The sequence below is a fragment of the Lichenicoccus sp. genome (genome assembly GCF_965276875.1).
Lineage (GTDB): Bacteria > Pseudomonadota > Alphaproteobacteria > Acetobacterales > Acetobacteraceae > Lichenicoccus.
Genome location: NZ_OZ255701.1, coordinates 987,035 through 1,011,899 on the forward strand (window position 1 = coordinate 987,035; position 24,865 = coordinate 1,011,899).

Sequence of the window (24,865 nt, forward strand, 5' to 3'; positions counted from 1 at the left end):
GTTCCGCGAACGGCTGCCAAACAAAGGGGCGGCTTCGAGAGCCGTTGGAAACCTCGGCATCATCCGTTCGTCGGTCCGACCGATTGTCATCTTCTGCTACTGCTCTCCACCCTCGACACCGCGCCTGGGGTCAGGCCGTGACCGGCAAACGCCGGAAGTCCTCCCCACGCGCCATCATGCCCTCCTCTGGCATTCCACCTGATCGAAGTCGATCAGGCGGAACCTTTGCCAGCGTCGCCCACACGACGCGGGCCATCTTGTTGGCCAAGGCGACAGCCGCCACCTTGCGCGGCCGCCGCTCCAGCAATTTCAGCAACCACGGCGACGCACTCTTGCTGCCTGGCTTGGCGTGACGGATCACCGCCATCGCGCCCACCACAAGCAGCTGTCGCAGTCGCTCGTTGCCGGCTCGGCTGATGCCTCCCAGGCGCTGCTTACCGCCGGTCGAGCATTCCCGTGGCACCATGCCCAGCCACGCCGCGAAGTGTCGACCCGACTGGAACTGCGACGGATCGACGGTCAGGCTCAGCGTGATCGCGCTCAGCGGCCCGATGCCCGGCGCAGCACTCAAGCGGCGCGCTATCGCGTCGGAGGCCGCCGCCTTGCGCAGTTGCGCGTCGAGGGTCGCAATCTCCTCGTCGAGGTGGGTCACCTGCCGAGCCAGAAACGCCAGCATCTGGCGCGCCGGCTCGGGGATCTGCGTGTCCGCCGCTATACGCTCCAGCAGGGGCACCACCTGTGCGGTTCCCTTGGCCGCGATCACCCCGAACTCCGCCGCATGCCCGCGCAGCGCGTTGATCGCCTGCGTGCGGTTTCGCACCAGCAGCTCGCGCACGCTCAATACCATCGCCGCCGCCTGGCGCTCGGCCGGCTTGACCGCAACCTCGGTCATGCCCGGCCGCCCCGCCGCCTCGCTGATCGCCTCAGCATCGTTACGGTCGTTCTTGCCACGCTTGACGAACGGCTTGACGTATTGCGGCGGGATCAGCCGCACCCGGTGGCCCATCGCGCTCAACCTGCGACCCCAGTGATGCGAGCCTCCACATGCCTCAAGCACCACCTCCGTCGGCAGTAGTCCAACACAAAACGCCTCGAACGCCGGGCGGCTGAAATTGCGACGAAGGATCGGGCGATCCCGCTCGTCAATCCCGTGAACCGTGAACACAGCCTTGGACGTGTCCACCGCAATGCGCTTAAAATCCATGTGGGCGGCTCCCTTGTTTGACCTTCAACAGCCAAACCTTGGCACGCATCGCGATGCCGTGGGGCCGTCCACCCAACAAAGGCAAGCCTTTGGCGGGGTTTGGGGCGGAGCCCCAATCCTTGAACAGGGCTGCCGAAATCTGCCGCGTCAGCTGGTCGGCCACGTCGCGCCAAGCCAAGCGCGGGTCGTTGGCTTGGCCCGAGGTTTTGGGGGGCGCGACCAGCAACCGCGCCAGGGCGGCTCGGATGCTGGCTGGATCGGGCTCGCACAGGAAGGCCAGGCGTTCGTCGCGGAACTGTTCGGTGAGGCCACCAACCCGCGTCGCCACGACCCAGCGGCCGGCGGCGATGGCGACCGCGGCGACGCCGCTCTGGCTGGCTTCGCGGTAGGGCAGCACGACGGCGTCCGCCCAGGCGATCAGGGGGCCGACCGCGTTTTCGGGAACCCAGCGGTTTTCGACTCTGACGTGCGGCAGGGAGGCAAGCGCGCGCAGGGTGGCGCTGGGCGGTCCCTCGCCGGCGATGCGCATCTCGAAGTCAGGGAGCGTGCCGTCCATGCCGCGCAAGGCTGCCTCGAGAAGATCGAGCCCCTTGTAGGGGAGCAGCCGGCCGAAGCACAGCAGCCGCATCGGGCCGCCATGGGCGAGCGGCGGTGGCGGTGGCGCGCCGAAGACGAGCGGCGGCAGGCTGGCGGTCAGCAACGGCTTGTTGCGCGCGGCAGGCTGCTGTCGCAGCCGGACGGCGACGTGGCCGGTCAGCGCCACCAGCGCGTCGGCGCGGCGGATCAGGCGGCGCTGCAACGCCATCTGCAGCGGGAAACCGTCGCCCGGATGCAGGTCTGCATCGTGCACGGTGACCACGATCTTCACGCCGAGCCGACGGAGCGCCCAGACCATCATCAGGTCGAGCGGGCCTGGCATGGCGCAGATCGCGACGTCGGGCGCGAGGGCGCGCAGCCGGCGCAGCAGAGGCCAGATGGTCAGCGGCGACAGCAGCGCGCGAAACAGGAAGCCGACGAGCCCGTCATAGGTGACGACCGGGAGGGCGCAGGTCGGTCCGTCAAGCATCGTCAGGATTTCCGCGCGCGTCGAGAGCGACAGGAACACGGTCTGGCCAGGGACGGTGCGCAGGCCCGCGGCCAACTCGGCCGCGACACGCGGACCGGCGCCGCGGCGGCCCCACTGCCAGACAAGGATTCTCATGCCGGCGTGCGCGGGCTGCAGCCGATGGCGGTCAGTGCCTGGCGCAGCCCGTCGCCGCCGAAACGCGTGGCCGCCGCACGTTGCGCCGCGTCTCCGAGGGCCGCACGGCGTTCGGGTGCGTCGGCGAGCACAGCGAGCGCGCGTGCCGCCTGGTCGGTGTCGGCCTCCGCCCAGACCGCGCCCTCGGCCTCGGAGATGCCGCGCGGGTCGCGGGCCGGGACAAGCCGGTAGCCGATCGGCATGCCGCATTGCGCGTCGAGAAACTCGGTGGTCGCGGACCAGTCGGTGGCCACCACGGCGCGGCCGAGCATCATCGCCTCGGCGGGCACCAGACCGAAGCCTTCGCTGCGATGCAATGACAGCACGATGTCGGACAGGCGGGTCAGCGCGTGGGTCTCCGCCGCCGTCAGCATACGCGTCTCCAGGTGGATGTTTGGCGCGCCGTCGGCCGCTTCGCGCAGGCGCTGCATGTCCTGGGCGTAGTGCGCGGCGTGCCCGACCTTGAGCACCAGTATGCGGTCGCAACGCTTACCGAAAGCTTTACGGAATGCTGCGATCGCGGCCAGCGGGTTCTTGCGCTCGAAGGCCGAGGCAAGGCTGAAGGAGACCAGCACGAGCACGGCCTGCTCCGGCAGTCCGAAGGCGGCACGGTCCATGCGCGCAGGACACGGGGGCGCCAGGGCGAGCGCGTGCGGCACGACCCGCACCCGGCCCGGCAGCAGCGGCTCGATGGCCTGGGCGGTAAAGCGCGACGGTACCCAGACCTCGTGCACCAGGCGGCCGGCCGGGCGCCAGCTTGGTGGCACCGCTTGCAGCTCCCAGGCCCAATAGCCGATCATCCGGCGGCCGCGCGGCAGTCCGCGCGGCAGGCGCAGCAGGGCGCTGCCCAGCACCGGTGCGTTGACATGCAGCACCAGGGCGGCGGTTGCACTGGGGGTTGTGGTGGGGGCCGCGATCGGCTCCAGCGTCTCGCCCGGGACCGTGAGGGCTGCCTGCATCGGCCAGGCGCGGACCTGCAGGGCTTCGAGGGCGCGAGACATGATGCGCGCGGACTCACCGAGCCCGGAGGCGCGCGCGATCTCGCCGGCGACGATGATCCCGTCGCAGGTGCGCGGTGCGGCGCGGTCCGGCGCGGGGGCCAACGCCGATGACAAGCGCGCGAGCCACAGCCGGCGCGATCCCGGCGGCAGGCGGCGCCAGAGCCGGTGGAGCGGTTTGAACGCGGCGGACGAACCCGGCATTGCGACCCAGTCTGCAAGGTGGCGGACTCTGACTGGGCTGTCGCGGGACGGCAAGCGCCGCCCTGGTGAACACCCAAGCGGGCCCCCAAACGGGCCATTGCCGATGCATTGGCCGCGTATAGACTGTCATCATGCTTGAGATCGCCAGGCCATCGACCACAGACATTCTTGAGACCCTCGTGTCGTTCGACACGACGAGCCGCAACAGCAATCTCGAGCTGATCGACTGGATCGCGCGGTATCTTGATCGCCACGGCGTCTCGCATCGCCGCACCCACGATCAGAGTGGCGCCAAGGCCAACCTGCACGCGATCATCGGCCCCCAGCTGGGCGGCGGCCTCGCGCTGTCGGGTCATGTCGATACGGTTCCGGTGGACGGGCAGAGCTGGAGCAGCGATCCGTTCAAGCTGCGCGCGCATGACGGTCGGCTTTATGCGCGCGGTGCCGCCGACATGAAGGGGTTTGTTGCATCCTGCCTGGCCGCGGTGCCGGACCTGGTGGCGGCACCCTTGCTGCGGCCGGTGCATCTGTTCATCTCGTTCGACGAGGAGGTCGATTGCGGCGGCGCTCGCGTGCTGGTCCGCGATCTTGAGGAGAACGGCCTGAAGCCGGATCTTTGCATCGTCGGCGAGCCCTCGAGCATGAAGCCGATCATTGCCCATAAGGGCCGCCTGTCGGTGCGGGTGACGGTGCGCGGACGAGCGGGGCATTCGAGCCAACCGGCGCTCGGCGTCAATGCCGTTCACGCCGCGGGTGAGGCGATCGGCTGGATTGCGGCGGAGTCGCGCCGGCTGGCGCGCGAGGGCCGGCAAGAGGCGGGCTTCGAGCCGCCGCACAGCACCATCCATGCGGGCCTGCTCGCGGGGGGCGCCATCCTCAACATCATCCCTGAGTGCTGCGTTTTCGAGATGGAGTGGCGCACCATCCCGGGTGATGACGCCGAGGTCGAACTGCGTCGTCTGCGGGACCATGTGGAGGACCGGATCGAGCGCTGGATGCATGCGGTCGACCCGTCTACCGGATTCGCCTTCGAGATCCTCGACGAACTGCTGCCGCTCTCCATCGAGAGCAACGATCCGCTGGTGGACCTGGTCAAGCAGGCATCCGGCGCCAACGAGCACGGCAAGGTCTCGTATGGGACAGAGGCCGGTCTCTATCAGCATGCGGGCATCACAAGCGTCGTCTGCGGCCCCGGCGACATCGCCCAGGCGCACCAGGCAGACGAATGGATCGCTGCCGACCAGCTTGATGCGTGCGACGCCTTCATCCGCCGCATTGCCGCCAGCATGACCAGACGGGCATGAGCCAGACGGGCATGAGCGGCGCTGACGCGGCCCTGCCGCAGTTTGACGTGCGGCTGACCCCGCCGGACCTGGGCGAGTGGTTGGCGGGTAATTGCGGGGTTGCGGGGTTCCAGCACTTCGACAGCCAGCGCGCGGGTCCGCATGTGCTGATCACGGCGCTGATGCATGGCAACGAGATCGCCGGCGCCATTGCCCTCGACAGCCTGCTGCGTGCCGGCGTGCGGCCGTTGCGCGGCAAGCTGACCCTTGGCTTTTTAAACATTGCGGCGTTCGCAAGGTTTGATCCGGCGCGTCCGACGGCCTCGCGTTTCGTCGACGAGGACATGAACCGGCTGTGGGACCGCGCGATCCTTGAGGGCCCACGCGACTCCGCCGAACTCGCCCGGGCCCGCGAAATCCGCCCACTCGTCGAAGGTGCCGACATCCTGCTCGACCTGCACTCGATGCTATGGCCGTCGGAGCCGCTAATCCTTTGCGGCCGCACCGAAAAGGGGCGCAGGCTGGCGCGCGCCATCGGCACGCCGGCGATCGCCGTCGCCGATCGCGGTCATAATAGCGGGCCCCGGCTGATCGACTATGGCGGATTTGCCGACGACGGCGACCCGCGCATCGCCTGCCTGGTGGAGGCCGGACCGCACTGGGAAGCGCAGACGGTGGCAACGGCGCGCGCCGCCGTGGCGGCATTGCTGCACCAGACCGAGCTTGCGTCCTCCGATACACCTGGTGCCGCACCCGCTGCGTGGCGATACGCGCAGGTGACCGAGGTGGTGACTGCCCATACCAGCGGCTTTGCCTTCGTGCGGCCGTTCCGCGGCGGCGACGTCATACCCGAAATCCACACGCTGATCGCCCATGACGGTGCGCGCGAGATCCGCACGCCGCACGACGACTGCCTGCTGGTAATGCCCAGCCTGCGACCGAGCCGCGGCCATACCGCGGTCCGCCTCGCGCGGTTCTGCCCGGATTAGCGATAAATCGGGAAGCGTGCGCACAAGGCCCTGACGCGCGCATGCACCGCGGCCTCGACCGCGTCGTTGGCGCCGTCATTGGACGTAGTCAGACCGTCGAGCACGTCGTTGATCATCAGGCCGACCTCACGGAATTCTTCGGGTCCGAAGCCGCGGGTGGTGGCGGCCGGGCTGCCGAGCCGAATGCCCGAGGTGATCGCGGGCTTCTCGGGGTCAAAGGGGATCGCGTTCTTGTTGGCGGTGATGCCGGCCCGCTCCAGACTCGCCTCGGCCAGCTTGCCAGTGACACGCTTCGGCCGCAGATCGACCAGCAACAAGTGGCTGTCGGTGCCGCCGGTGACGATCGCGAGCCCCTGCCCCAGTAACGTCTCGGCCAGCACCTGGGCGTTCTCGACCACCGCCTCGGCGTAGTGCTTGAAGGAGGGTTGCAGCGCCTCGCCGAACGCCACCGCCTTGGCGGCGATCACATGCATCAGCGGGCCGCCCTGCAGGCCTGGGAACACCGCCGAATTGAGCTTCTTGCCGAGGGCTGCGTCGTTGGACAGGATCAGGCCGCCGCGCGGACCGCGCAAGGTCTTGTGGGTGGTGCTGGTGACCACGTGCGCGTGCGGCAGCGGGCTCGGATACAGTCCGGCCGCGACCAGGCCGGCGAAATGCGCCATGTCGACCAGGAAGAACGCGCCGACGGCGCCGGCGACCTGGCGGATACGCGCGAAATCGATGAAGCGCGGGTAGGCGGAGCCGCCGGCGATGATCAGCCGGGGCTTCTCGGCGTGAGCTAGCCGCTCGAGTTCCTCGTAATCGAGCAGGCCGTCATCGGCTCGGACGCCATATTGTATCGCGCGGAACCATTTGCCCGAGAGATTGGGGGCGGCACCGTGGGTCAGATGGCCGCCGGCGGCGAGGCTCATCCCCAGGATGGTGTCGCCGGCCTCCAGCAGGGCCAGGAACACCGCCTGGTTGGCCTGCGCGCCGGAGTGCGGCTGCACGTTGGCGTATTCTGCGGCGAACAATTGGCGGGCGCGGTCAATGGCGAGCTGTTCGGCGCGGTCCACTTCGACGCAGCCACCGTAATAGCGCCGGCCTGGATAGCCTTCGGCGTATTTATTGGTGAGCACGCTACCCTGCGCCTCAAGCACGGCGGCGGAGACGATGTTTTCGCTGGCGATCAGCTCGATGCCGTCCTGCTGGCGCGCCAGTTCGCCGGCCAGCGCGCTTGCCAGTTCCGGATCACGCTCGTGCAGGCTCTCAGTAAAGAAACGCAGATGGTTCGATGGCGTGATCTGATCGGGCATGTCCGGCTCCGGCTTGCTGGCGGCATTTGGCACGACAGCGATGGCGGTTCAACTGCGCCATCCTACGCCGGCCCACCTTACGACAGCGAAGACCTGCTGCCACGAACGTTTTGCGAAATCGATCCGCGGTGGCAGACTCCATCGCCTGCAACTCTGAGCCCGGTGACCCCGCTTATGAGCCTCGGACGCTTTCCCGCCACGCGCCTGCGACGCAACCGCCATGACGGGTTTACCCGCCGGATGGTGGCGGAGAACCGGCTCTCGGTCGACGACCTGATCTGGCCGATCTTCATCATCGAAGGGCAGGACACCGAGGTCCCGGTGGTCTCAATGCCGGGGGTCAGCCGTGTTTCGCTCGACCGGCTCGCCGGCCACGTGGCGACGGCGGTGCGGCTTGGCATCCCGGCGGTGGCGCTGTTCCCGGTGACGGATCCGGCCAAGCGCGACGAGGAGGGCACAGAGTCCGCGAACCCCGACAATCTGATGTGCCGGGCCGCGCGTCTGCTCAAGGCGGAGTTCCCGGCCCTTGGCCTGATCGGCGACGTGGCCCTCGATCCCTATACCAACCACGGCCATGATGGCGTCCTGCGTGACGACTACGTCCATAACGAGGACTCCGTCGCCGCCCTGGTCACCCAGTCGCTCAATCAGGCGCAAAGCGGCATCGACATCCTCGCACCGTCCGACATGATGGACGGCCGCATCGGCACGATCCGCGCCGCCCTGGACGCGCACGGCCTGATCCACACCCGGCTGATGTCGTATGCGGCGAAATATGCCTCCGCCTTCTACGGACCGTTCCGCGACGCGCTCGGCTCAGGCAGCCTGCTGCGCGGCGACAAAAAAACCTACCAGATGGACCCCGCCAACAGCGACGAGGCGCTGCGCGAGGTCGAACTCGACCTCGCCGAGGGTGCGGACATGGTGATGGTCAAGCCCGGCATGCCCTACCTCGACATCGTGCGACGGGTGAGCGAGCGGTTCGCGGTGCCGACCTTCGCCTACCAGGTGTCCGGCGAATACGCGATGCTGATGGCGGCCGCGAACAATGGCTGGCTCGACCGCGAGCGCGCGATGATGGAAAGCCTGCTCGCCTTCAAGCGCGCGGGTGCCGATGGGGTCCTCACCTATTTTGCCCTGGACGCGGCGCAGGCCCTGACCAGGTGAGGCGCGTGCGGCGGGCGGCTGTCGCGGTCGCGGCGGCCCTGTCCGCGCTGTTGCTGGCGGGACTCGCCGCAATCGGCGCGGGACTTCTGCTCACCCTGCCGCCGCGCACGCAGGGCTTACGCATCCCCGGCCTGGAGCACCCGGTCTCGGTCCGCTTCGACGCGGTCGGCATCCCGCACATCCAGGCCGCCTCGGCTGACGATGCCGCGGCAGGCCTGGGGTTCGTGCACGCCCGCGACCGTATGTTCCAGATGGAGCTGATGCGCCGCCTGGGCTCCGGCCGGCTCTCCGAGATCGCGGGACCCGCGACCCTGCCGATCGACCGGATGATGCGTGTGCTCGGGCTGCGGGTGCGGGCGGCGGCGGCCTACCCAACGCTGCCCGCCGCCGACCGCGCCCTGCTCGACGCCTACGCGCGCGGCGTCAATGCCGAGATTGCCGCCCGTGGTCGCTTCATTGCGCCGGAATTCCTGCTGCTCGGCCGCCCTGAGCGGTGGACACCCACGGACTCGCTGCTCTGGGGCCGGCTGATGGCGCTGTCTCTGGGCGACAATTGGCGCACCGAACTCGCCCGCCTGGCGGCGTCATCGAAACTGCCGCTGGCCCGGCTGCTCGCCGTCCGCCCCGCCCCGGTCACAGCACCATCGCCGCAGGCAAGCCTGATTTTCCCAGCCGCCCTGACCCGCTTTGCAGCCAGCCTCGACCGGGCCCTGCCGCGTTTTCCCGCCCCCTACACCCTGCCGAGCGAGGCCTCCGACGAATGGGCGGTCGATGGCGCGCATAGTGCCACCGGCGCGCCGCTGCTCGCCGGCGACCCGCACCTCGCCCTCGGCTTCCCGGCGGTCTGGTATCTCGCCCGCATCGACCGGCCCGGCTACCAACTGACCGGCGCCACCGCCCCCGGCGCGCCCTATATGGTGCTTGGCCAAAATGGCCATATCGCCTGGACCTTCACCAGCAACGAGGCCGATGCGCAGGACCTGTTCGTCGAACGGCCCGGCACGCAGCCCGGCACCTATCTGACCCCGGATGGCCCTCGCGCCTTCGCGGTGCATACCGAGATCATCCACGTGCGCGGCGCGCCGGACCAGCGCCTGATCGTCCGCGAGAGCCGGCACGGACCGCTGATCGGCGACGTATTGCCGCATCAGCACGGCCGGCTGCTCGCCGCAGAGATGACGATGCTGATGCCGACCACGCCGGCGCATACGGACGTCGCCGTCGGGCTGATCGCGCTCGACGCGGCAACCAGCGTGGCCGAAGCGCAGGCGGCGGCGGCAACCAGCACAGCACCAGTGCAGAACCTGCTGGTCGCGGACCGCCAAAGCATCGGCCTGTTCACCACAGGCACGGTGCCGATCCGTCGTGCCGGCGACGGCGCCTTTCCGCAGGACGGCGCGGACGGGCTGCATGACTGGACCGGGTTCGCCTCCGGCCCGAGCCTGCCGCATGTCGTGGCACCGTCCAGCGGCCACCTGCTGAACGGCAACGAACGCACAGCACCACCGGATTATCCGGTCTTCATGGGGCGGGACTGGCCGGACGACTGGCGCGCGCGTCGGATCCGCACCCTGCTGGCCGCGCGTCCAACGCACGACGTCGCCGAGTTCGCCTCCATGCAAAACGACACCGTCAGCGCCTTTGCCGCCGCCATGCTGCCGCTGCTGGCCGCGCGCGCGGCCGCCGCCAGTCCCGACGATTTCTCACAGCGTGCGCTGGACCTGCTGCACGGATGGGACGGCTCGATGCGTGCCGGAGCACCGCAGCCGCTGATCTTTAACGCCTGGCTGCAGCGCTTCGCCGCCGACGCCCTAGCGCGCAACCATCTCAACCTCACGATCACCGGACCCTGGCCGGACTTCGTGGCCTTCCTGCTCTCGCCCGCGGGCGCGTCCTGGTGCGGCGGCGACTGCACGCCGATGCTGATGCAGGCACTCGCCAGCTCGACCGCGCGCCTCGCCAGGCAGCAGGGCAATGATCCCGCGAACTGGCGCTGGGGCCACACGCACCGCGCGGTCTTCGACAATGCCTTCCTGCGCGCCATCCCGATCGTCCGGCGTCTGGCTCGGCGCAGCATCCCGGTGTCAGGCGACGAGACCACCCTGCTGCGCGCCGGCGGCGCCATCCTCGGCAATTTCGATGCGACGCACGGCGGCGCCTATCGCGGCGTCTACGATCTCGCCGACCCCGATCGCAGCCGCTTCATCGTCACCCCCGGGCAGTCCGGCAACTGGGTCTCGGGAGAGGCATGGAATTTGATGCGAAAATGGGCGTCAGGCGCTACGATGACGATCCCCAGGGAGCCCCCCTCGATGAGTGCCACCGCGCGTTTGACACCATGATGAACGTTGAATTCGCTGCATGACCTACACTCCGCCGCGCCGGCCGCAATTCTTCTACACCACGGCGCCGTTGCCCTGCCCCTATGTCTCCGGCCGGACCGAACGCAAGGTGGTGACCGAAATCGCCGGCCCGGACGCGGAATCGCTGCATGACCGGCTGTCGCGCGCGGGCTTCCGGCGCAGCCATAACATCGCCTACGCGCCGGTTTGCCCATCGTGCAACGCCTGCGTGCCGATCCGCATCCCGGTGGCTTTGTTCGAGCCCGGACGCACGCTCAAGCGGATCATCCGGCGCAATTCGCTGGTCGAGAGCTTCGAGGTGCCGCCGCGCGCCACCACCGAGCAATATGCCCTGTTCCAGCGCTACCAGCAGGCCCGCCACGGTGAGGGCGACATGGCCGGGATGAGCTTCTACGACTACCGCGCGATGATCGAGGACACCCCGATCGAGACCTTCCTGTTCGAGTTCCGCGATCCCGACGACACGCTGATCGGCGTGTGTTTGACCGACCGGCTCGGCGACGGCCTGTCCGCGGTCTACAGCTTTTTCTCGCCGGAACTCGCCGGACGCTCGCTCGGCAGCTTTGCGATCACCTGGCTGATCGACCGCGCGCGTACGATGGCGCTGCCTTACGTGTATCTCGGCTACTGGGTCGCAGACAGCCGCAAGATGGCCTACAAGGCGCGCTTCCGTCCCAGCGAGGTCTTGTCCCAAGGCGCTTGGCGGCGGCTCGATCTCAGCGATCCGCTCTGAGCCGGCGCCTGGGGAGTTGTTCAAGCGCGCGCTTCTGCATATCGGCTTTGAGAAGACCGGCTCGACTTCGGTCCAGGTCTTCCTGACCGACAACATCGCCAGGCTGCGCGCACTCGGCTATTTCGTGCCGCGCAGCCTTGTGCGCGAAGACGGTTTCTGCAACCACACTAGGCTCGTCGCGTACGCCTTGGCCGACCATAAGCTGGACGACGATTTGCGCCTGCATCACGGCGTCACCAACGCGGCCCAGCTCGCCGCCTTCCGCGAGACGACGACGGCAAACCTCGCCGAAGAGGCAGCGGCGGCCACTGGCTGTGGCTTCATGCTGCTCAGCAACGAACATCTCTCAAGCCGAGTCACCGAGGCCGCCGAACTGGCCAACCTGCAAGCGCTGCTCGCCACCGTCTGCGAGCAGGTGACGATCTTCGTCTATTTGCGCAACCAGGCCGACCTGCTGCAGAGCGCCTATAATGAGGCGATCAAGGTCGGCTTTCACAATATCGACCTGATCCCCGACTTCGCCAATAAGGCCACCGGCGGCTGGGTGGAGCGCCGCTACTTTGAATATGGCAGCACCCTTGCCCTCTGGGCCGAGACGTTCGGCCAGGAGAACATCATGGTCAGGCTGTTCGAACCCGATGGCCTGCTGTTCGGCGACGTGGTGCAGGACCTGCTCTTTCGCATTCATGTCGACCCCTCGCGCTTCACCGCCTTCCCGCGTGCCAACGAGGGTCTCGACGCATCTGCGCAGCACTTCCTCAAGCAGCTCAACGGGTCGCTCGCGCACCTTGCTGCAAACGACGCGGCCCGCATCCGCGAACGGGTGATCGACATCCTGATGCAAGAGCGACGCGGCACTGGCCGCAAGCTGACCGCGAGTGACGCCGCCGCCTTCGTCGCGCAGTTCGAGGACGAAAACGAAAGCGTGCGCCGCCGCTGGTTTCCCGATCGGCCCACCCTGTTTCGCACACGCGACGACATTGCTGCCGAAGTTGATCCACCCTGCGACGACAGCTTCAGGATCATGACGCTGCTGCTGGAAGCTCTTTTGTAAAGGCGTCACTTCAGGCGTGAGTCACATTCGCGACGGCGCCTTTGTGGAGCTCGATCTCGATGCGCCGCTCAACGCGCACGACACGACGATGGCGCGCCTGTATCGGCACTGAAGGGAGACGACGGGAATGACTCTCGCCCGCAACAGCTATGGCAAGGCGCGTGTGCGTAGCTTGCGCATCCACCGGACCCACGCGCGCCAGGAGGTTCGCGAAACCACGGCGAAAGTGATGCTGCAAGGCGCCTTCGAAGGCGCCTTCACGCATGCCGACAACAGCGCGATCATCGCCACGGACTCGATTAAGAACATCGTACAGATCGTGGCGCACGAAAACCAAAATGCCGCGGCGGAGGATTTCGCCGCCGCCATCGCCTCGCGCCTGCTCGGCCGCTACGACCATGTGCAACAGGTCACCGTCGATCTGCGCGAAACCAAATGGACGCGCCTGGTTGTGGAGGGCGCGCCGCACCCGCACAGCTTCCTGCTTGATGGCAACGGGCAGGGCACCGCTGCGGTCGTCGCCACGCGCGAAGCCGTGGAAATCCGCTCCGGCGTGGAGGGGTTTACCTTCATGAAATCGACCGGCTCCGGCTGGGTCGGCTATGTTAGGGACGAATACACGACGCTCCCGGAGACCACCGACCGCGTCTGCGCGACCAGCATGCGTGCCGAATGGCTCTGGTCGACACGGCCCGCGGACTATCCGGCGGCGAACGCGCGGCTGCTCGACACCATGCTGCGCGTTTTTGCCACGACCTACAGCGACAGCGTGCAGGACAGCCTGTATCGCATGGGCCTCGCCGCCCTGGAGACGGTGCCCGAGGTGAGCCGGATCGACATGACCTGCCCCAATAAGCACTACATACCGCTGAACCTGTCGGCCTTCGGGATCAAGGGCAACGATTCGGTGCTGCTGCCGACCGACGAGCCGAGCGGGGAGATCGAATGCAGCGTCAGCCGCGGCGGATGAAGCGCGCGTGGTCCATCGGCTCAAATCCCGAGTTTGTCAGGCAAGGAACGCGCTTGCATCGAACCCGTCCGGCATCCGGCCGGTGGGGCGGATCATGTCGTATGGCGCGCGCGCCAGGAACTGGCCGCTGCCGGGCGGCGCCTGGATGGTTCCGTCGCGCATCACCACTTCGCCGCGCCGCAGCACCGATACTGGCCAGCCGGTCACCTGCATGCCCTCGTATGGGGTGTAGTCGATCGCATGCTGCATCAGCGCCTGGGTGATGGTGACCTGCCGGGTCGGATCCCAGAGCACCAGGTCGGCATCGGCGCCGATCGCGATCGAGCCCTTGCGCGGGTAGAGGCCGAACAGCTTGGCGGCGTTGGTGGCGGTGAGTCGGACGAATTCGTTGAGCGTAATGCGTCCCTTGCCGACGCCCTCGCTGAACAGGATCGGCAGCCGTGCCGCAAGCCCGGGCACGCCGTTGGGAATATCGCGGAACGTGGCTTCGGCGCCGTTCGTCCGTTTGCCGCGCGCGCCCTCAAAGCTCCAGCCGCTATGATCGGATGAGACCACGTCCAGCACGCCGCGCGCGATCTCTGCCCATAGCGCCTCGCGTGTTGGCGCATCGCGCGGCGACGGGCTGCACATGAACTTGGCCCCCTCGAAGCCGGGGCGGTCCATGTCGTCGGCGCCGAGCACGACATATTGCGGGCAGGTCTCGCCCCACACCTTCACCCCGCGGGCACGGGCGCGCGCGATTTCCTCGGCGGCCTCCGGGCACGAGACGTGAAACACCTGGATGGGCTGGTCCACCAGTTCCGCCAGAGCCACGGCGCGGTACGTGGCCTCGCGCTCGACGATCCGCGGTCGCGACCAGGGGTGGTATTTCGGGCTCGTGTGACCCGCCGCCAGCAGCGCCTCGGTGCGCCATTTGATGGCGTCGTAGTTCTCGCAATGCACGGTGACCAGCGCGCCGGTGCGTCGCGCCGCCGCCAGCACGCGCAGATATTGCCGGTCGTCCAGGCGCAGCGGGTCGTAGGTCAGGAACACCTTGAGGCTGCGTACGCCGGAGGCTACGATTTCGGGGATTTCGTCGCGTATGACTGCATCGGTGGGATCGGTGATGATCTGATGGAATGAATAATCGATCATTGCGCGGGCGGCCCGCCCTCGATACTCCGCCAGGCTGTCGCGGATCGGCCGACCCTTGAACTGGGTCGAAAAGGTGATTGCCGTCGTGGTGCCGCCGGCCAGCGCAGAGGTGCTGCCGGATTCCCAGGTTTCCTCGTCGGCGCCCCCATTGTCCTGCAGTTGCTCGATATGGCAATGGCTGTCGACGCCGCCCGGCAATACCAGCAGACCGCCGGCCTCGATCATCGTGACCCCCTGTAGCCGTTCCGCAAGTGCTACGATGCGGCCGCCGCTTATGCCGATATCGGCGCGGAAACTATCCACCCCGGTGACTACGGTGCCGCCGCGCACCACCAGTTCGCATTCCGACATGTTGCCTGTCTCCTGCTGGGTCATGCGCCCGCGAGCGATCGCCAGACACGATCGGGCGTGAACGGGGTGGCGCGAAAACGGTGTTTGGTGGCGTCGGCGAGCGCATTGGCGAGTGCCGCCGCAACCGGGTTGAACGGGCTCTCGCTCATGGATTTGGCGCCGAACGGCCCGAGCCGGTCCGACGTGTGCGCGAACAGCACCTCGGTCGCCGGCACGTCGCCGAATGCTGGCACATGGTAGCCGCGGAAGGCCGGATTGACGACCTGGCCGGTATCGTCGATCAGCACCGTCTCGTACAGCGCCGCGCCGATTGCCTGAGCGACGCCGCCTTCGATCTGGCCGCGGCATTGCGACGGGTTGATGACGGTGCCGGCGTCGGCGGCGTGGACGCTCTGGAGGATGCGTATCTCGCCGGTGCGCGCGCTGACCGCGATCCTGAAGCCCTGGACGTTGAAGGAGACCGAGCGCGGCGTGCCACCGGTTTCCGCCTCGGCGGCGAGGGCGACCCCAGCCTGTTCCGCGGCATCGTGCAACGCGCCCAAGGTCGTGTGCCAGCCTTCGCTGGTGACGCACGCCTGCTCCAGGCGCAGCCCCTGCACACCCAGGCCGGACCGCTCCGCGGCAAAAGCGAGAATGCGCTCCCGCAGCGCCTCGGAGGCGAGTTGGGTCGCGCGTCCGGCGATCACCGTGCCGGTGCTGCCGAAGGCGCCGGTGTCGTGGTCGAGCGTGTCGGTATCGGACTGGGCCAGACGCACCCGGCCGACGGAGGTGTTGAGCAGGGTGGCCGCCGCCTGAACATGCACGGTGCTGCTGCCGTTGCCGAACTCGGCGGTGCCGACGGTCAGCGCGTAGGTGCCATCGCGGCAGAGCCGGATACGCGCCTGGCCGCGATGCCCGTGCGGCGGCACGGTGTTGATCATGCCCAGTGCCAGCCCCTGCCCGACATGCCAGCCGTCGCCGGCGGGCGGCGCTGCGCCACCGCCGCGCGCCAGCGCGTCTTCGACAAGCGTCAGGCACTGCTCCAGTCCATAGCTGCCGAATTCGACATCGCTGGGTCCGGAGCCGATGGAGACGAAGGCGTCGCCTGGGCGGACCATGTTGATCCGGCGGAACTGGACCGTATCGAGGCCGAGTTTGCCGGCCAGCTCGTCCATCGCGGATTCGACGGCGAAATTGGACTGGCTCAGCCCATAGCCGCGAAAGGCGCCCGCCGGCACAATGTTGGTATAGACCGCCCACGCATCCACCCATTTCGCCGGGCAGCGATAGACCGCGATCGACTCGCCGCAGGCATGGAACATGACCCCCGGACCGTGATTGCCGTATGCGCCGGTGTTCGACACCAGATGCAGGTGCAGCGCGGTGAGCCTGCCGTCACGGTCGGCGCCAAGCTTGACGCGTATACGCATCGGATGGCGCGTGGTCGTGGCGATGAACTGCTCCTCGCGGGTCAGGTCCAGCCGCACCGGCTGACGCAGACGCAGCACCGCCAAAGCGACAATATCCTCGACGAGCATCTCCTGCTTGCCGCCGAACCCGCCACCGACGCGCTCACAGAAAACGCGCACGCCCTCCGGTGCCAAGCCGAACACGTCGCATAGCGCCCGTCGGGTGAGGAACGGCACCTGGGTGCTGCTGCGCAGGTTCAGACGTCCTTGCGGGTCGAGCCAACCGATGGCCGCATGCGTCTCGAGCTGGGCGTGCTGGACTCGTTGGGTCTCGTAGTCCGCCTCGACGATGCAATGCGACGCGGCGAACCCGGCATCGAGGTCGCCGATATGCGAATGAACCTCCGCCACCACATTGGACTGTGGCCGCGCGATCCGGGAGTTTGGCCCCTTGTCATGGATCATCGGTGCGCCGGGCCGCATGGCGGCGTCTGGGTTGAACACCGCGGGGAGCAGTTCGTAGTCTACGCGCAGTTCCCGGCAACCCGCCTCGGCGGCGGCTTCGCTGTCGGCGATCACGGCGGCGATTCGCTGGCCGACGAAGCGCGCCATGCGGTCCAACACAAACGTGTCGTCGGGATCGGCACGCGGATCTTCGTGCCTGGCGCTGGAGAACAGACGCGGCGGGCTGTCTTCCCAGGTCAGCACGGCGCGTACGCCGGGAACCGCCAGCGCCTGGGCCTTGTCGATGGCGACGATGCGGGCATGCGCGTGCGGCGAGCGGAGCAGCTTCATGTGCAGAACGCCCGGATGATCGACATCCAGCGTATAGCGCGCGGCACCCGTCACCACCTCCGGACCGGCGGGCGCGGGCAGGCTGCGTCCGAGTGCGGCACCAGGGGCCGCGTCCTCGATGTTGCGCACACCGGCGAGCGCGTCGCGGATCGTGCGGTAGCCCGTGCAGCGGCAGAGACTGCCTTTCATCGCGTCATTGAGGTCTTGGTGCTGCGCCGCATTCAGGCTGGCGGCGGTCAGGATCATGCCGGGCGTGCAAAAGCCGCACTGGAACGCCCCGGCGGCGAGAAAGGCGCTCTGCATCGGGTGCAATTCACCCTCCTGGGCCAGCCCCTCGATCGTGGTGACCGCCTTGTCCTCGGCGCGACACGCGGGGGTGACGCAGGCATGCACGGCCAAGCCGTCCAGCAGCACGGTGCAGGCGCCGCAATCGCCGGTGTCGCAGCCTTTCTTGACGCCGAACCAGCCCTGCTCGCGCAAAAAGCTGCGCAAGCACTGCCCGGCACGAGGTGTTGCGGCGGAAGGCTGCCCGTTGACGATGCACTTCACGGTTGAACAGCCTCGAGCTCGCACCGGATTTCCTCGGCAAGCAGGAAGACGAGATGTTGGCGCCAATCCGCGGCACCGTGCACATCCTCGTAGAACCTGGTGATGTCCTGCGCAATGCGGCGACGCAGGGATGCTTCGTCCGGCAGGCCTGCGAAATCGAGACGCGCCGGCCTCAGGGTTGCGGCACTCACCACCAGGGCCATGCCGCCCTCGGCGGAGAGCGTGCCGATAAGCAACGCCGCGGAACGGCCAAGCGGGCTGAGGGATATCCGGCGGATTGCGAACCGACGCATAAAGGCCGCGGCGGGCAGGTCGATGTGGCGCAGCACTTCGCCACGCTGCAACGCGTTCATCTGTGGCCCGAGCACAAACTCCTCGGCCGAAATGCGACGCTCTCCGCCATCCGGTTTCCAGACATGACAGACGCCGTCGAGAGCGATTGCGAGCGCGATCATCGGTCCGGCGGGCAGCGCCAGGCACAGATTGCCGCCGACCGTGGCGGCGTTGCAGATCTTGAACGAACCCAGCAGCGCCTGGCAGCACAGGCCCAGCAGCGGTGCCGCGCGCCATCCGGGCGGCGCCTGCCAGGCCGCGAGCTCGGCCAGCGTGCAGGTTGCGGCAATACACAGGCCGGCGGCGTCGGTGTGCAGGCTGGGCCAGGCGAGGGTGCTGAGATCGACCAACCTGCGCAGCTGCGGCTGCGGCTCGGAGTATAGCCAGGTTCCGCCCGCAAGAAGCGCGTCCTCGGCCTGCCAGGCGGGCAGCTGCTCGCGTCCGGCGGGGCGACAGATCTCGCGGATCGTGTTCAGGTCCATGCCACTCCAATGTCAGCGCGGAAAACGCGACGCAAGGCACGTGCCATCATCTCAGCTTGCGGCAACGCCAGCCAGTCCTGTAACAGGCGGCAGAAGGAGACGGCGATGGGACGATTGACGACGCATGTCCTCGACACCGCGCATGGCTGTCCCGCCGCCGGCATCCCCATCCGTCTCGGGATCGGGGGGACGGACATGCGGCTGTTGCGCGAGACCGTGACCAACGCCGACGGGCGGTGCGACCAAGCGTTGCTCGAAGGCGAGGACTTCCTTGCCGGCCTCTACGAACTCACATTCCGGATCGCCGACTATTTCGCCAGCCGTGCTGCCTCGTTGTCCAATCCACCATTTTTCGACGAGATCGTTCTGCGCTTTTGCGTCGCCGATCCGCGCGCGCACTACCATGTCCCGCTTCTGGTCTCGCCCTGGAGCTACAGCACCTATCGCGGAAGCTGACGATCATGGGCACGCTGCTTGCGCGTCATGCGGAAATGGTGGTGGCGATGGATTCCGGGCGCCGCGAAATCCGCGTTGGCGGCCTGTTCGCGCGCGCCCGACGCACGCAGGAGGCCACACGCCAGGCGATGCTGCTGGCGCGCCTGCGGCCGGACGTGGCGGCGTGCATGGGTGCGCGCGAGGTGCTGGAGACGGCGACGCGGGGGGCGCCGATTTCTGCACACTCGACCTGAATGCGATCGATTATGCCGACGGGTTGTCCGATCTGGTCGCCCGCGGTGGTGTGCTGCGCACCGCTGCCGGCCACGCACACGGTCGTACATGGCGGGCCGGTGGTGCGCGACGGGATTGTGACGACGCTCGACATACAGCCGGTCATGCGCGAGCATAACCGTCATCCGGCGCGTCTGCTCGAGAGCTGATCCCGCTTCGGGCCGTTCAGGCGTCGGCGTCTACGGATGCTTAGGAGCGTCGGAACATCGCTGCCTCGTGCTCCTCGGCCGTGCAGGACTCGTAGAGTCGCGGCCGGTCGATTGGGACGCACACGGATATCGGTTCGATCATCGTATCCCGCTGCGGTAGGTAGAAGCAAAAGGTCGAATAGCGCATGCCGCCGAGGATCTGGCCGCCGATTGGCTCGTAGCCTGACGCCGTGCGCGACTGCTTCATGTCGAGTGCCAGCTTCCTGTTCCAGCGGCAGCTCGAAGAACCGCTCGAGGGCGACGCTGTCGATTACGGCAGGATCATCGCCTTAACTCGATGGTAGATCAAAATGATCATCGCATCCTATCCGGGCGGCGGTTCAAGGTTCGGGGGCGTAAAAGACGATATCCTGGGCGCCGTTCCAGAGCGTGAGCCTGCCCAGTGATGTCAGGTTCTCCTGGCCCTTCACGATCGTCAGGAAGTGGTTGCCCGCAAGCTGGCCTACCTTGCTGGCGAATCGCACGCCGCCATAGGCGAGCAGGATCTCGGTCTCGCTGATGCCGCCTGGATAGAGGATGATCTGGCCGGGTGCCGGATGGCTGGTATGGTTCTCGAATCCAAGGCCGAGATCGGTGGCGCCGAGCGGTATCCAGCAGCCTTCGCCGCTCCAACGCACGTGGATGATGCGTTCCCGGTAGGGCAGCAATCGGCGAAAGCGCGCACAGGTCGCCGGCGCCGCGTCCTCCTCGAAACGCGCGCCGAAATGATAGGGCCCGGCTGTGATACGTATGTCGGTGATGCATATGTCTGGCATGGAATCGGTTCGACTGGGTCCGCAAAAGCTTACCCACAGGAAATTTCTCGAAGCAAGGTCACCGTCAACCCGTTCAACGGCGATCACTTGGCACATAAATCGCAGGTCCCATTCCGGACCCCCTGCCAACAGGAGATCGGATGGCGGATCCATGCAGCCTGACAGCCGTCGAACTGGCAGCGTCCGTACGCGCCGGCACGGTCACGGCCCTGCAGGCGACCGAGGCAGCCCTGGCGCGAATGCAGGCGCTCGAACCGATATTGCACGCTTTCTGCACACCAACGCCTGAGCTGGCGCTTGCCACCGCCCGCGGCATCGATGCGGCGATCGCGGCGGGCACCCCTGTCGGCGCTCTTGCCGGCGTGCCGATCGCCATCAAGGACCTGATCTGCACCAAGGGCATCCGCACCGTCTCCGGCTCGCCCGCTTATATCGATTTCATACCCGACGAGGACGACATCGTGGTCGAGCGGGTGAAGTCGGCCGGTGCGGTGATCCTCGGCAAGACCAACGTTCCCGAATTCGGCTATAGCGGCGTCGGCCATAATCCGGTGTTCGAGACCACCTGCAATCCCTGGAACCCGGAACGCACCTCCGGCGGCTCAAGCGCCGGCTCCGGGGCCGCGGTGGCAGCCGGCATGTGCCCGCTGGCCTTCGGCAGCGATGGCGGCGGCTCTGTCCGCATTCCGGCCGCGCATTGCGGCGCGTTCGGCATGAAGCCCAGCATGGGCCGTGTGCCGCTCTATCCGGGCTGCCGCGACGAGCGCTTTCCGGGCATGTCCGGCTGGGAGTCGCTCGAACATATCGGACCGATCACGCGCAGCGTTGCCGATGCGGCACTCATGCTTTCGGTGATTGCCGGCCCCGATCCGCGCGATCGGCACTCGATTCCCGCGGGCGACATCGACTGGCTTGAATGCGCGCGTCCACGCACACTCACCGGCCTGCGGGTCGCCTACAGCGCCGACTGGGGGTACGCCGCAGTCGATCCCGAGGTGCGGCGCGTGGTGGGCCATGCCGTGCGTGTCTTCGAGAGCGATCTCGGCTGCATCGTCGAGGAAGCCGATCCCGGCTTTGCCGATCCGGCGGAGGCGTTCTGGGCGCTGGTGGCAATGGAGACCGATCTCGCCGGCATGCGGGCGATGGTGGAGACGCACGGTGCGCGCATGTCGCCGCATCTTGTCGCCATGGTCACACGACGATGGACCGCGGAGGAATTCAATGCCGCGATCATCCGGCGCAAACAGGTCACCAACGCACTATGGCGGTTCATGCAGCGCTATGACCTGTTGCTGACGCCGACGCTTGCGGTGCCACCCTTCGCGCTTGGCATACAGGGTCCCGGCGAAATCGACGGGCGCGCGGTCTCCGACAGTGCCTGGCTCGCCTTTACCACGCCGCTGAACATGACAGGCCAGCCGGCCGCCTCGGTTCCAGCCGGCTTTACCAACAACGGACTTCCGGTCGGCTTGCAGATCATCGGCGGCCATCTGGACGACGCCGGCGTGTTGCGCGCCGCCGCCGCCTTCGAGCAGGCCAGACCCTGGGCCGGCCACGTGCCGCCCGTTGTCGCCCGGCTCAATCAGCAGACAGGAACGCGCCCATGAGCACGACATCCCGTTCAGATATCGATCAGAGGCTGGGCGAGGAGTACGAACACGAAGCCGTGCCGCTGGGCCAACGCAAGAGCCTCGGCTCGGTAGCTGCGATCTGGTTTGGATTTCCCATGATCCTGACCAACGCTTTGTTCGGCGGCATCATTACCTATCATCTCGGTTTCACGCTTGGCCTGCTCGCTTTGCTGTGCGGCAATGCCGTGCTGTTCCTGTATGTCGGCACGCTCAGCGCCATCGCCGGACGCACCGGGCTGAACTTCGCGATGCAGGCGAAACGCACGTTCGGCACGCGCGGTTACGCCATCGCCTCGTGCTTCCTGTCGACCATCGTGATCGGCTGGTATGCGTTCCAGACCGGCTTGACCGGCGCCACGCTGCACGAGAATTTCGGCTGGAACACCACGCTGATTATCTGCATTGCGGCACTGCTCTACACCGGAGTGACCTTTATCGGCGTGCGCGCGCTGACCATCATCGGCATGATCGCAGCCCCGCTCTATATCATTCTTGGACTGGCTGCCGTGTGGTTCGTTTTTTCCGCGCACGGGCTCGGTGGCGTGACCCGCTACACGTCGCACGCCTACGGCATGAGCTTCGCCGGCGCGATGACGCTGGTGATCGCAACCTTCGCCGATTCCGGCACGATGACCGCGGACTTCACCCGCTGGTCGAAATCCGGGCCACAGGCCGTGCTTGCGGCGTTCACCGCGTTTCCGGTGGCAAACCTGGTCGCCCAGCTTTTCGGCCTCACGGTGGTGGCCTCCGGCGCCGCATTGGCGCCGGCCACCGATGGCGGCGATTTCCTGCCCCTGCTGACCGGTCATGGCACGTTGCTGTCCACGCTCGCCGTGGTTTTCGTATTCGTCAATCTGGGATCGGTCTGCACGCATTGCCTCTATAACGGCGCGGTCGGCTACAGCCACCTGTTCGGCAGCCATATGCGACGGCTGACGCTGGTGCTCGGGGCCATCGGCGGCGTGCTTGCCGTCGCCGGGGTTTGGAGCCTGTTCCTGAGCTGGCTAAACGTGCTCGGCGTTCTGGTGCCGCCGATCGGTGCGGTGATGATCACCGACCAGGTGCTCCTGGGCGGCCTGCACCGCACGGCCACGCAGGCGGCGTATCGTCCGGCGGCGCTGATTGCCTGGGCCGCGGGCGCGGTGTGTGCCTTCCTGGTGCATCTCGGTCTACCCGGGCCAGGCGAGGCGATCACCGGCATCCTTGTCGGCGGCGTCTTGTATGCGCTGATCCAGTCGCGCCTGGCTGGACGTCTGGCGCTGCCGGCGGCTGAGTAGGGCGCGAATACCATGAACGGATTGGGCGGACTGAATCCCGCGCCGGACGGTGTTGTGGTTTCTCTCGTGCAGTTGCAACTGCCTGTGGTCGCGACGCACGAGGATCTGGCGCGGCAGACGGCGCGGATCGTGGAGATGGTTGGCAAGGCACGTCGCAACATGGGCGCCGCCGACCTGGTCGTGTTTCCGGAATACGCGCTGCACGGCCTGTCGATGGATATGAGTCCGGAGATCATGTGCGGACTTGACGGTCCCGAGGTCGCGGCCTTCAGCGACGCGTGCCGGACACACCGGATCTGGGGCTGCTTTTCAATCATGGAGGCCAATCCGGACGGCAATCCCTACAATACCGGCCTGATCATCGATGCCGACGGAGAAATCAAGCTGACGTATCGCAAGCTGCATCCCTGGGTGCCGGTCGAGCCCTGGGAGCCGGGCGATCTCGGCATTCCGGTGATCGAGGGGCCGCGCGGGGTGAAGCTGGCGCTGATCATCTGCCATGACGGCATGTTCCCCGAGATGGCCCGCGAATGCGCCTACAAGGGCTGCGAACTCATGCTGCGGACCGCCGGTTACACCGCGCCGATCCGCCAAGGCTGGCGGATCACGAACGAGGCCAACGCGTTCTGCAATCTGATGGTCACCGCGAGCGTGTGCATGTGCGGCTCGGACGGAACCTTCGATTCCATGGGCGAGGCTATGGTCGTGGATTTCGACGGCACGATTCTGGTGCATGCAACCAACGGTCGCCCGGACAAGGTTATCACCGCCGAGATACGTCCCGATCTGGTGCGCGAGGCGCGTATCCATTGGGGCGTGGAAAACAATATCTACCAGCTCGGTCATCGCGGCTACAGCGCGGTCGCCGGGGGGGCGCGTGACTGCCCCTACAGCTACATGCACGATCTTACGGCCCATCGTTACCGCCTGCCCTGGGAGGACCAGGTCCGGCATACGGATGGAACCTCCAGCGGCCTGTCGCGACCAACGCGCAATTATGGCGCCGGCCAGCAGGGGATCACCAGGTGAGCATTGCCGCCGAGCCCTACGCATGGCCGTTTGATGGCGACCTCCGCGCGGCCAATACGGCGCTGATGATCATCGATATGCAGACGGATTTCTGTGGCCGGGGGGGCTATGTCGATGCGATGGGCTATGACCTGGCCCTCACCCGCACACCGATCGCGCCGATCGGCCGCGTGCTCGAAGCGGCAAGACGCGCGGGCCTGCTGGTGGTGCATACCCGCGAAGGCCACTGCGCCGATCTGTCCGACCTGCCTGCCAACAAACGCTGGCGATCACGCCAGATCGGCGCCGGGATCGGCGATCCGGGCCCCTGCGGACGCGTGCTGGTGCGCGGCGAACCCGGGTGGGAGATCATCCCCGAGCTCGCGCCGCGGCCAGGCGAGATCGTCCTGGACAAGCCAGGCAAAGGCAGCTTCTACGCCACCGATCTCGAACTCATTTTGCGTACACGCAGCATACGCAACGTCGTGCTGAGCGGAATCACCACCGACGTCTGCGTGCATACGACCATGCGCGAAGCCAACGATCGTGGATTCGAGTGCCTGCTGCTGGAGGATTGCTGCGGCGCCACCGACCACGCACTGCACGAGGCGGCGGTGCGCATGGTGACCATGCAGGGAGGTGTGTTCGGCGCCATCGCCTCCAGCACCGCTTTGCTGAAGGCGGATTTTGCATGAGCAAATGGTGATCGCGATCGACAGCGCGA

The 24,865-nt window shown here is 67.2% G+C and carries 23 protein-coding genes; 14 read left to right on the forward strand and 9 right to left on the reverse strand.

Annotated elements, in window-relative coordinates; genetic code table 11:
• Positions 1 to 130 precede the first annotated feature (130 nt).
• Genes ACQY4K_RS04955 through ACQY4K_RS04965 form a run of 3 tightly spaced genes read right to left on the reverse strand, consistent with a single transcriptional unit; the run spans position 131 to position 3,646 of the window.
• Positions 131 to 1,204, reverse strand: coding sequence for an IS110 family transposase (locus tag ACQY4K_RS04955; protein WP_428393945.1), 1,074 nt, complete (start codon positions 1,202 to 1,204; stop codon positions 131 to 133).
• Positions 1,194 to 2,405 carry a glycosyltransferase family 4 protein gene (locus ACQY4K_RS04960; protein WP_428393947.1) on the reverse strand — a complete coding sequence of 404 codons (1,212 nt, stop codon included), beginning with the start codon at positions 2,403 to 2,405 and terminating at the stop codon, positions 1,194 to 1,196. The genes ACQY4K_RS04955 and ACQY4K_RS04960 overlap by 11 nt, the downstream gene beginning before the upstream one ends.
• Positions 2,402 to 3,646 carry a glycosyltransferase family 4 protein gene (locus ACQY4K_RS04965; protein WP_428393949.1) on the reverse strand — a complete coding sequence of 415 codons (1,245 nt, stop codon included), beginning with the start codon at positions 3,644 to 3,646 and terminating at the stop codon, positions 2,402 to 2,404. Before ACQY4K_RS04965 ends, ACQY4K_RS04960 begins: the two co-directional genes overlap by 4 nt.
• 131 nt (positions 3,647 to 3,777) lie before the next feature.
• Here ACQY4K_RS04965 and argE point away from each other — a divergent pair, with 131 nt between their 5' ends.
• The gene (gene argE / locus ACQY4K_RS04970) at positions 3,778 to 4,950 is read left to right on the forward strand and encodes an acetylornithine deacetylase (protein ID WP_428393950.1); all 1,173 of its coding nucleotides are present in this window, start codon (positions 3,778 to 3,780) and stop codon (positions 4,948 to 4,950) included.
• Positions 4,947 to 5,918, forward strand: coding sequence for a peptidase M14 (locus ACQY4K_RS04975; RefSeq protein WP_428393952.1), 972 nt, complete (start codon positions 4,947 to 4,949; stop codon positions 5,916 to 5,918). The genes argE and ACQY4K_RS04975 overlap by 4 nt, the downstream gene beginning before the upstream one ends.
• Here ACQY4K_RS04975 and glyA read toward each other — a convergent pair.
• Entirely contained in the window at positions 5,915 to 7,213 is a 1,299-nt protein-coding gene (glyA, locus tag ACQY4K_RS04980; protein WP_428393953.1) for a serine hydroxymethyltransferase, read from the reverse strand. The genes ACQY4K_RS04975 and glyA overlap by 4 nt on opposite strands.
• 174 nt (positions 7,214 to 7,387) lie before the next feature.
• On the opposite strand from glyA, the gene hemB reads away from it, so the two are divergent.
• From hemB to pucL, 5 genes are all read left to right on the forward strand, one after another.
• Positions 7,388 to 8,380: a porphobilinogen synthase gene (gene hemB / locus ACQY4K_RS04985; protein WP_428393955.1), complete on the forward strand. Its 993-nt coding sequence runs from the start codon at positions 7,388 to 7,390 to the stop codon at positions 8,378 to 8,380.
• 5 nt (positions 8,381 to 8,385) lie between these two features.
• Positions 8,386 to 10,722: a penicillin acylase family protein gene (locus ACQY4K_RS04990; RefSeq protein ID WP_428393957.1), complete on the forward strand. Its 2,337-nt coding sequence runs from the start codon at positions 8,386 to 8,388 to the stop codon at positions 10,720 to 10,722.
• A gap of 19 nt (positions 10,723 to 10,741) precedes the next feature.
• Entirely contained in the window at positions 10,742 to 11,476 is a 735-nt protein-coding gene (locus tag ACQY4K_RS04995; RefSeq protein WP_428393958.1) for an arginyltransferase, read from the forward strand.
• A gap of 16 nt (positions 11,477 to 11,492) precedes the next feature.
• Positions 11,493 to 12,530, forward strand: coding sequence for a hypothetical protein (locus ACQY4K_RS05000; RefSeq protein WP_428393960.1), 1,038 nt, complete (start codon positions 11,493 to 11,495; stop codon positions 12,528 to 12,530).
• Positions 12,531 to 12,657: 127 nt separating this feature from the next.
• Positions 12,658 to 13,500: a factor-independent urate hydroxylase gene (pucL, locus tag ACQY4K_RS05005; protein ID WP_428393962.1), complete on the forward strand. Its 843-nt coding sequence runs from the start codon at positions 12,658 to 12,660 to the stop codon at positions 13,498 to 13,500.
• Between the two features lie 36 nt (positions 13,501 to 13,536).
• On the opposite strand, the gene hydA is transcribed toward pucL, so the two are convergent.
• From hydA to ACQY4K_RS05020, 3 genes are read right to left on the reverse strand one after another with little or no spacing between them, the layout of a single operon-like run.
• Complete coding sequence (gene hydA / locus ACQY4K_RS05010) at positions 13,537 to 14,985, reverse strand: dihydropyrimidinase (protein WP_428393964.1); 1,449 nt, start codon at positions 14,983 to 14,985, stop codon at positions 13,537 to 13,539.
• Positions 14,986 to 15,005: 20 nt separating this feature from the next.
• Positions 15,006 to 17,660 (reverse strand): molybdopterin-dependent oxidoreductase, encoded by a 2,655-nt coding sequence (locus tag ACQY4K_RS05015; RefSeq protein WP_428393966.1) that lies wholly within the window; start codon positions 17,658 to 17,660, stop codon positions 15,006 to 15,008.
• Positions 17,661 to 17,713: 53 nt separating this feature from the next.
• The gene (locus ACQY4K_RS05020; RefSeq protein ID WP_428393968.1) at positions 17,714 to 18,532 is read right to left on the reverse strand and encodes an FAD binding domain-containing protein; all 819 of its coding nucleotides are present in this window, start codon (positions 18,530 to 18,532) and stop codon (positions 17,714 to 17,716) included.
• A 105-nt stretch (positions 18,533 to 18,637) separates the two neighbouring features.
• Here ACQY4K_RS05020 and uraH point away from each other — a divergent pair, with 105 nt between their 5' ends.
• The 3 genes from uraH to ACQY4K_RS05035 are packed head-to-tail and all read left to right on the forward strand — an operon-like array spanning position 18,638 to position 19,410.
• The gene (gene uraH / locus ACQY4K_RS05025; RefSeq protein ID WP_428393970.1) at positions 18,638 to 18,988 is read left to right on the forward strand and encodes a hydroxyisourate hydrolase; all 351 of its coding nucleotides are present in this window, start codon (positions 18,638 to 18,640) and stop codon (positions 18,986 to 18,988) included.
• A gap of 5 nt (positions 18,989 to 18,993) precedes the next feature.
• Positions 18,994 to 19,221, forward strand: coding sequence for a hypothetical protein (locus tag ACQY4K_RS05030; protein WP_428393972.1), 228 nt, complete (start codon positions 18,994 to 18,996; stop codon positions 19,219 to 19,221).
• A gap of 12 nt (positions 19,222 to 19,233) precedes the next feature.
• The gene (locus ACQY4K_RS05035; RefSeq protein ID WP_428393973.1) at positions 19,234 to 19,410 is read left to right on the forward strand and encodes a hypothetical protein; all 177 of its coding nucleotides are present in this window, start codon (positions 19,234 to 19,236) and stop codon (positions 19,408 to 19,410) included.
• Positions 19,411 to 19,450: 40 nt separating this feature from the next.
• On the opposite strand, the gene ACQY4K_RS05040 is transcribed toward ACQY4K_RS05035, so the two are convergent.
• Both ACQY4K_RS05040 and ACQY4K_RS05045 read right to left on the reverse strand, forming a co-directional pair.
• The gene (locus tag ACQY4K_RS05040; protein ID WP_428393975.1) at positions 19,451 to 19,657 is read right to left on the reverse strand and encodes a hypothetical protein; all 207 of its coding nucleotides are present in this window, start codon (positions 19,655 to 19,657) and stop codon (positions 19,451 to 19,453) included.
• A 133-nt stretch (positions 19,658 to 19,790) separates the two neighbouring features.
• A complete protein-coding gene (locus ACQY4K_RS05045; protein WP_428393977.1) occupies positions 19,791 to 20,225 on the reverse strand; it encodes a DUF3830 family protein in 435 nt (144 codons plus the stop codon).
• Between the two features lie 140 nt (positions 20,226 to 20,365).
• Here ACQY4K_RS05045 and ACQY4K_RS05050 point away from each other — a divergent pair, with 140 nt between their 5' ends.
• Genes ACQY4K_RS05050 through biuH form a run of 4 tightly spaced genes read left to right on the forward strand, consistent with a single transcriptional unit; the run spans position 20,366 to position 24,836 of the window.
• Positions 20,366 to 21,832 carry an amidase gene (locus ACQY4K_RS05050; RefSeq protein ID WP_428393979.1) on the forward strand — a complete coding sequence of 489 codons (1,467 nt, stop codon included), beginning with the start codon at positions 20,366 to 20,368 and terminating at the stop codon, positions 21,830 to 21,832.
• Positions 21,829 to 23,133: a purine-cytosine permease family protein gene (locus ACQY4K_RS05055; protein WP_428393981.1), complete on the forward strand. Its 1,305-nt coding sequence runs from the start codon at positions 21,829 to 21,831 to the stop codon at positions 23,131 to 23,133. Before ACQY4K_RS05050 ends, ACQY4K_RS05055 begins: the two co-directional genes overlap by 4 nt.
• A 12-nt stretch (positions 23,134 to 23,145) precedes the next feature.
• Positions 23,146 to 24,162, forward strand: coding sequence for a formamidase (locus ACQY4K_RS05060; protein ID WP_428393983.1), 1,017 nt, complete (start codon positions 23,146 to 23,148; stop codon positions 24,160 to 24,162).
• Positions 24,159 to 24,836, forward strand: coding sequence for a biuret amidohydrolase (biuH, locus tag ACQY4K_RS05065; protein ID WP_428393985.1), 678 nt, complete (start codon positions 24,159 to 24,161; stop codon positions 24,834 to 24,836). The genes ACQY4K_RS05060 and biuH overlap by 4 nt, the downstream gene beginning before the upstream one ends.
• Positions 24,837 to 24,865 lie beyond the last annotated feature (29 nt).

Excerpts from the sequence above, each read along its gene's own strand:
- ACQY4K_RS04955 (WP_428393945.1), bottom strand. The coding sequence starts at position 1,204 with ATGGATTTTAAGCGCATTGCGGTGGACACGTCCAAGGCTGTGTTCACG.
- ACQY4K_RS04960 (WP_428393947.1), bottom strand. The coding sequence starts at position 2,405 with ATGAGAATCCTTGTCTGGCAGTGGGGCCGCCGCGGCGCCGGTCCGCGT.
- ACQY4K_RS04965 (WP_428393949.1), bottom strand. The coding sequence starts at position 3,646 with ATGCCGGGTTCGTCCGCCGCGTTCAAACCGCTCCACCGGCTCTGGCGC.
- argE (WP_428393950.1), top strand. The coding sequence starts at position 3,778 with ATGCTTGAGATCGCCAGGCCATCGACCACAGACATTCTTGAGACCCTC.
- ACQY4K_RS04975 (WP_428393952.1), top strand. The coding sequence starts at position 4,947 with ATGAGCCAGACGGGCATGAGCGGCGCTGACGCGGCCCTGCCGCAGTTT.
- glyA (WP_428393953.1), bottom strand. The coding sequence starts at position 7,213 with ATGCCCGATCAGATCACGCCATCGAACCATCTGCGTTTCTTTACTGAG.
- hemB (WP_428393955.1), top strand. The coding sequence starts at position 7,388 with ATGAGCCTCGGACGCTTTCCCGCCACGCGCCTGCGACGCAACCGCCAT.
- ACQY4K_RS04995 (WP_428393958.1), top strand. The coding sequence starts at position 10,742 with ATGACCTACACTCCGCCGCGCCGGCCGCAATTCTTCTACACCACGGCG.
- pucL (WP_428393962.1), top strand. The coding sequence starts at position 12,658 with ATGACTCTCGCCCGCAACAGCTATGGCAAGGCGCGTGTGCGTAGCTTG.
- hydA (WP_428393964.1), bottom strand. The coding sequence starts at position 14,985 with ATGTCGGAATGCGAACTGGTGGTGCGCGGCGGCACCGTAGTCACCGGG.
- ACQY4K_RS05020 (WP_428393968.1), bottom strand. The coding sequence starts at position 18,532 with ATGGACCTGAACACGATCCGCGAGATCTGTCGCCCCGCCGGACGCGAG.
- uraH (WP_428393970.1), top strand. The coding sequence starts at position 18,638 with ATGGGACGATTGACGACGCATGTCCTCGACACCGCGCATGGCTGTCCC.
- ACQY4K_RS05030 (WP_428393972.1), top strand. The coding sequence starts at position 18,994 with ATGGGCACGCTGCTTGCGCGTCATGCGGAAATGGTGGTGGCGATGGAT.
- ACQY4K_RS05035 (WP_428393973.1), top strand. The coding sequence starts at position 19,234 with ATGCCGACGGGTTGTCCGATCTGGTCGCCCGCGGTGGTGTGCTGCGCA.
- ACQY4K_RS05040 (WP_428393975.1), bottom strand. The coding sequence starts at position 19,657 with ATGAAGCAGTCGCGCACGGCGTCAGGCTACGAGCCAATCGGCGGCCAG.
- ACQY4K_RS05045 (WP_428393977.1), bottom strand. The coding sequence starts at position 20,225 with ATGCCAGACATATGCATCACCGACATACGTATCACAGCCGGGCCCTAT.
- ACQY4K_RS05050 (WP_428393979.1), top strand. The coding sequence starts at position 20,366 with ATGGCGGATCCATGCAGCCTGACAGCCGTCGAACTGGCAGCGTCCGTA.
- ACQY4K_RS05055 (WP_428393981.1), top strand. The coding sequence starts at position 21,829 with ATGAGCACGACATCCCGTTCAGATATCGATCAGAGGCTGGGCGAGGAG.
- ACQY4K_RS05060 (WP_428393983.1), top strand. The coding sequence starts at position 23,146 with ATGAACGGATTGGGCGGACTGAATCCCGCGCCGGACGGTGTTGTGGTT.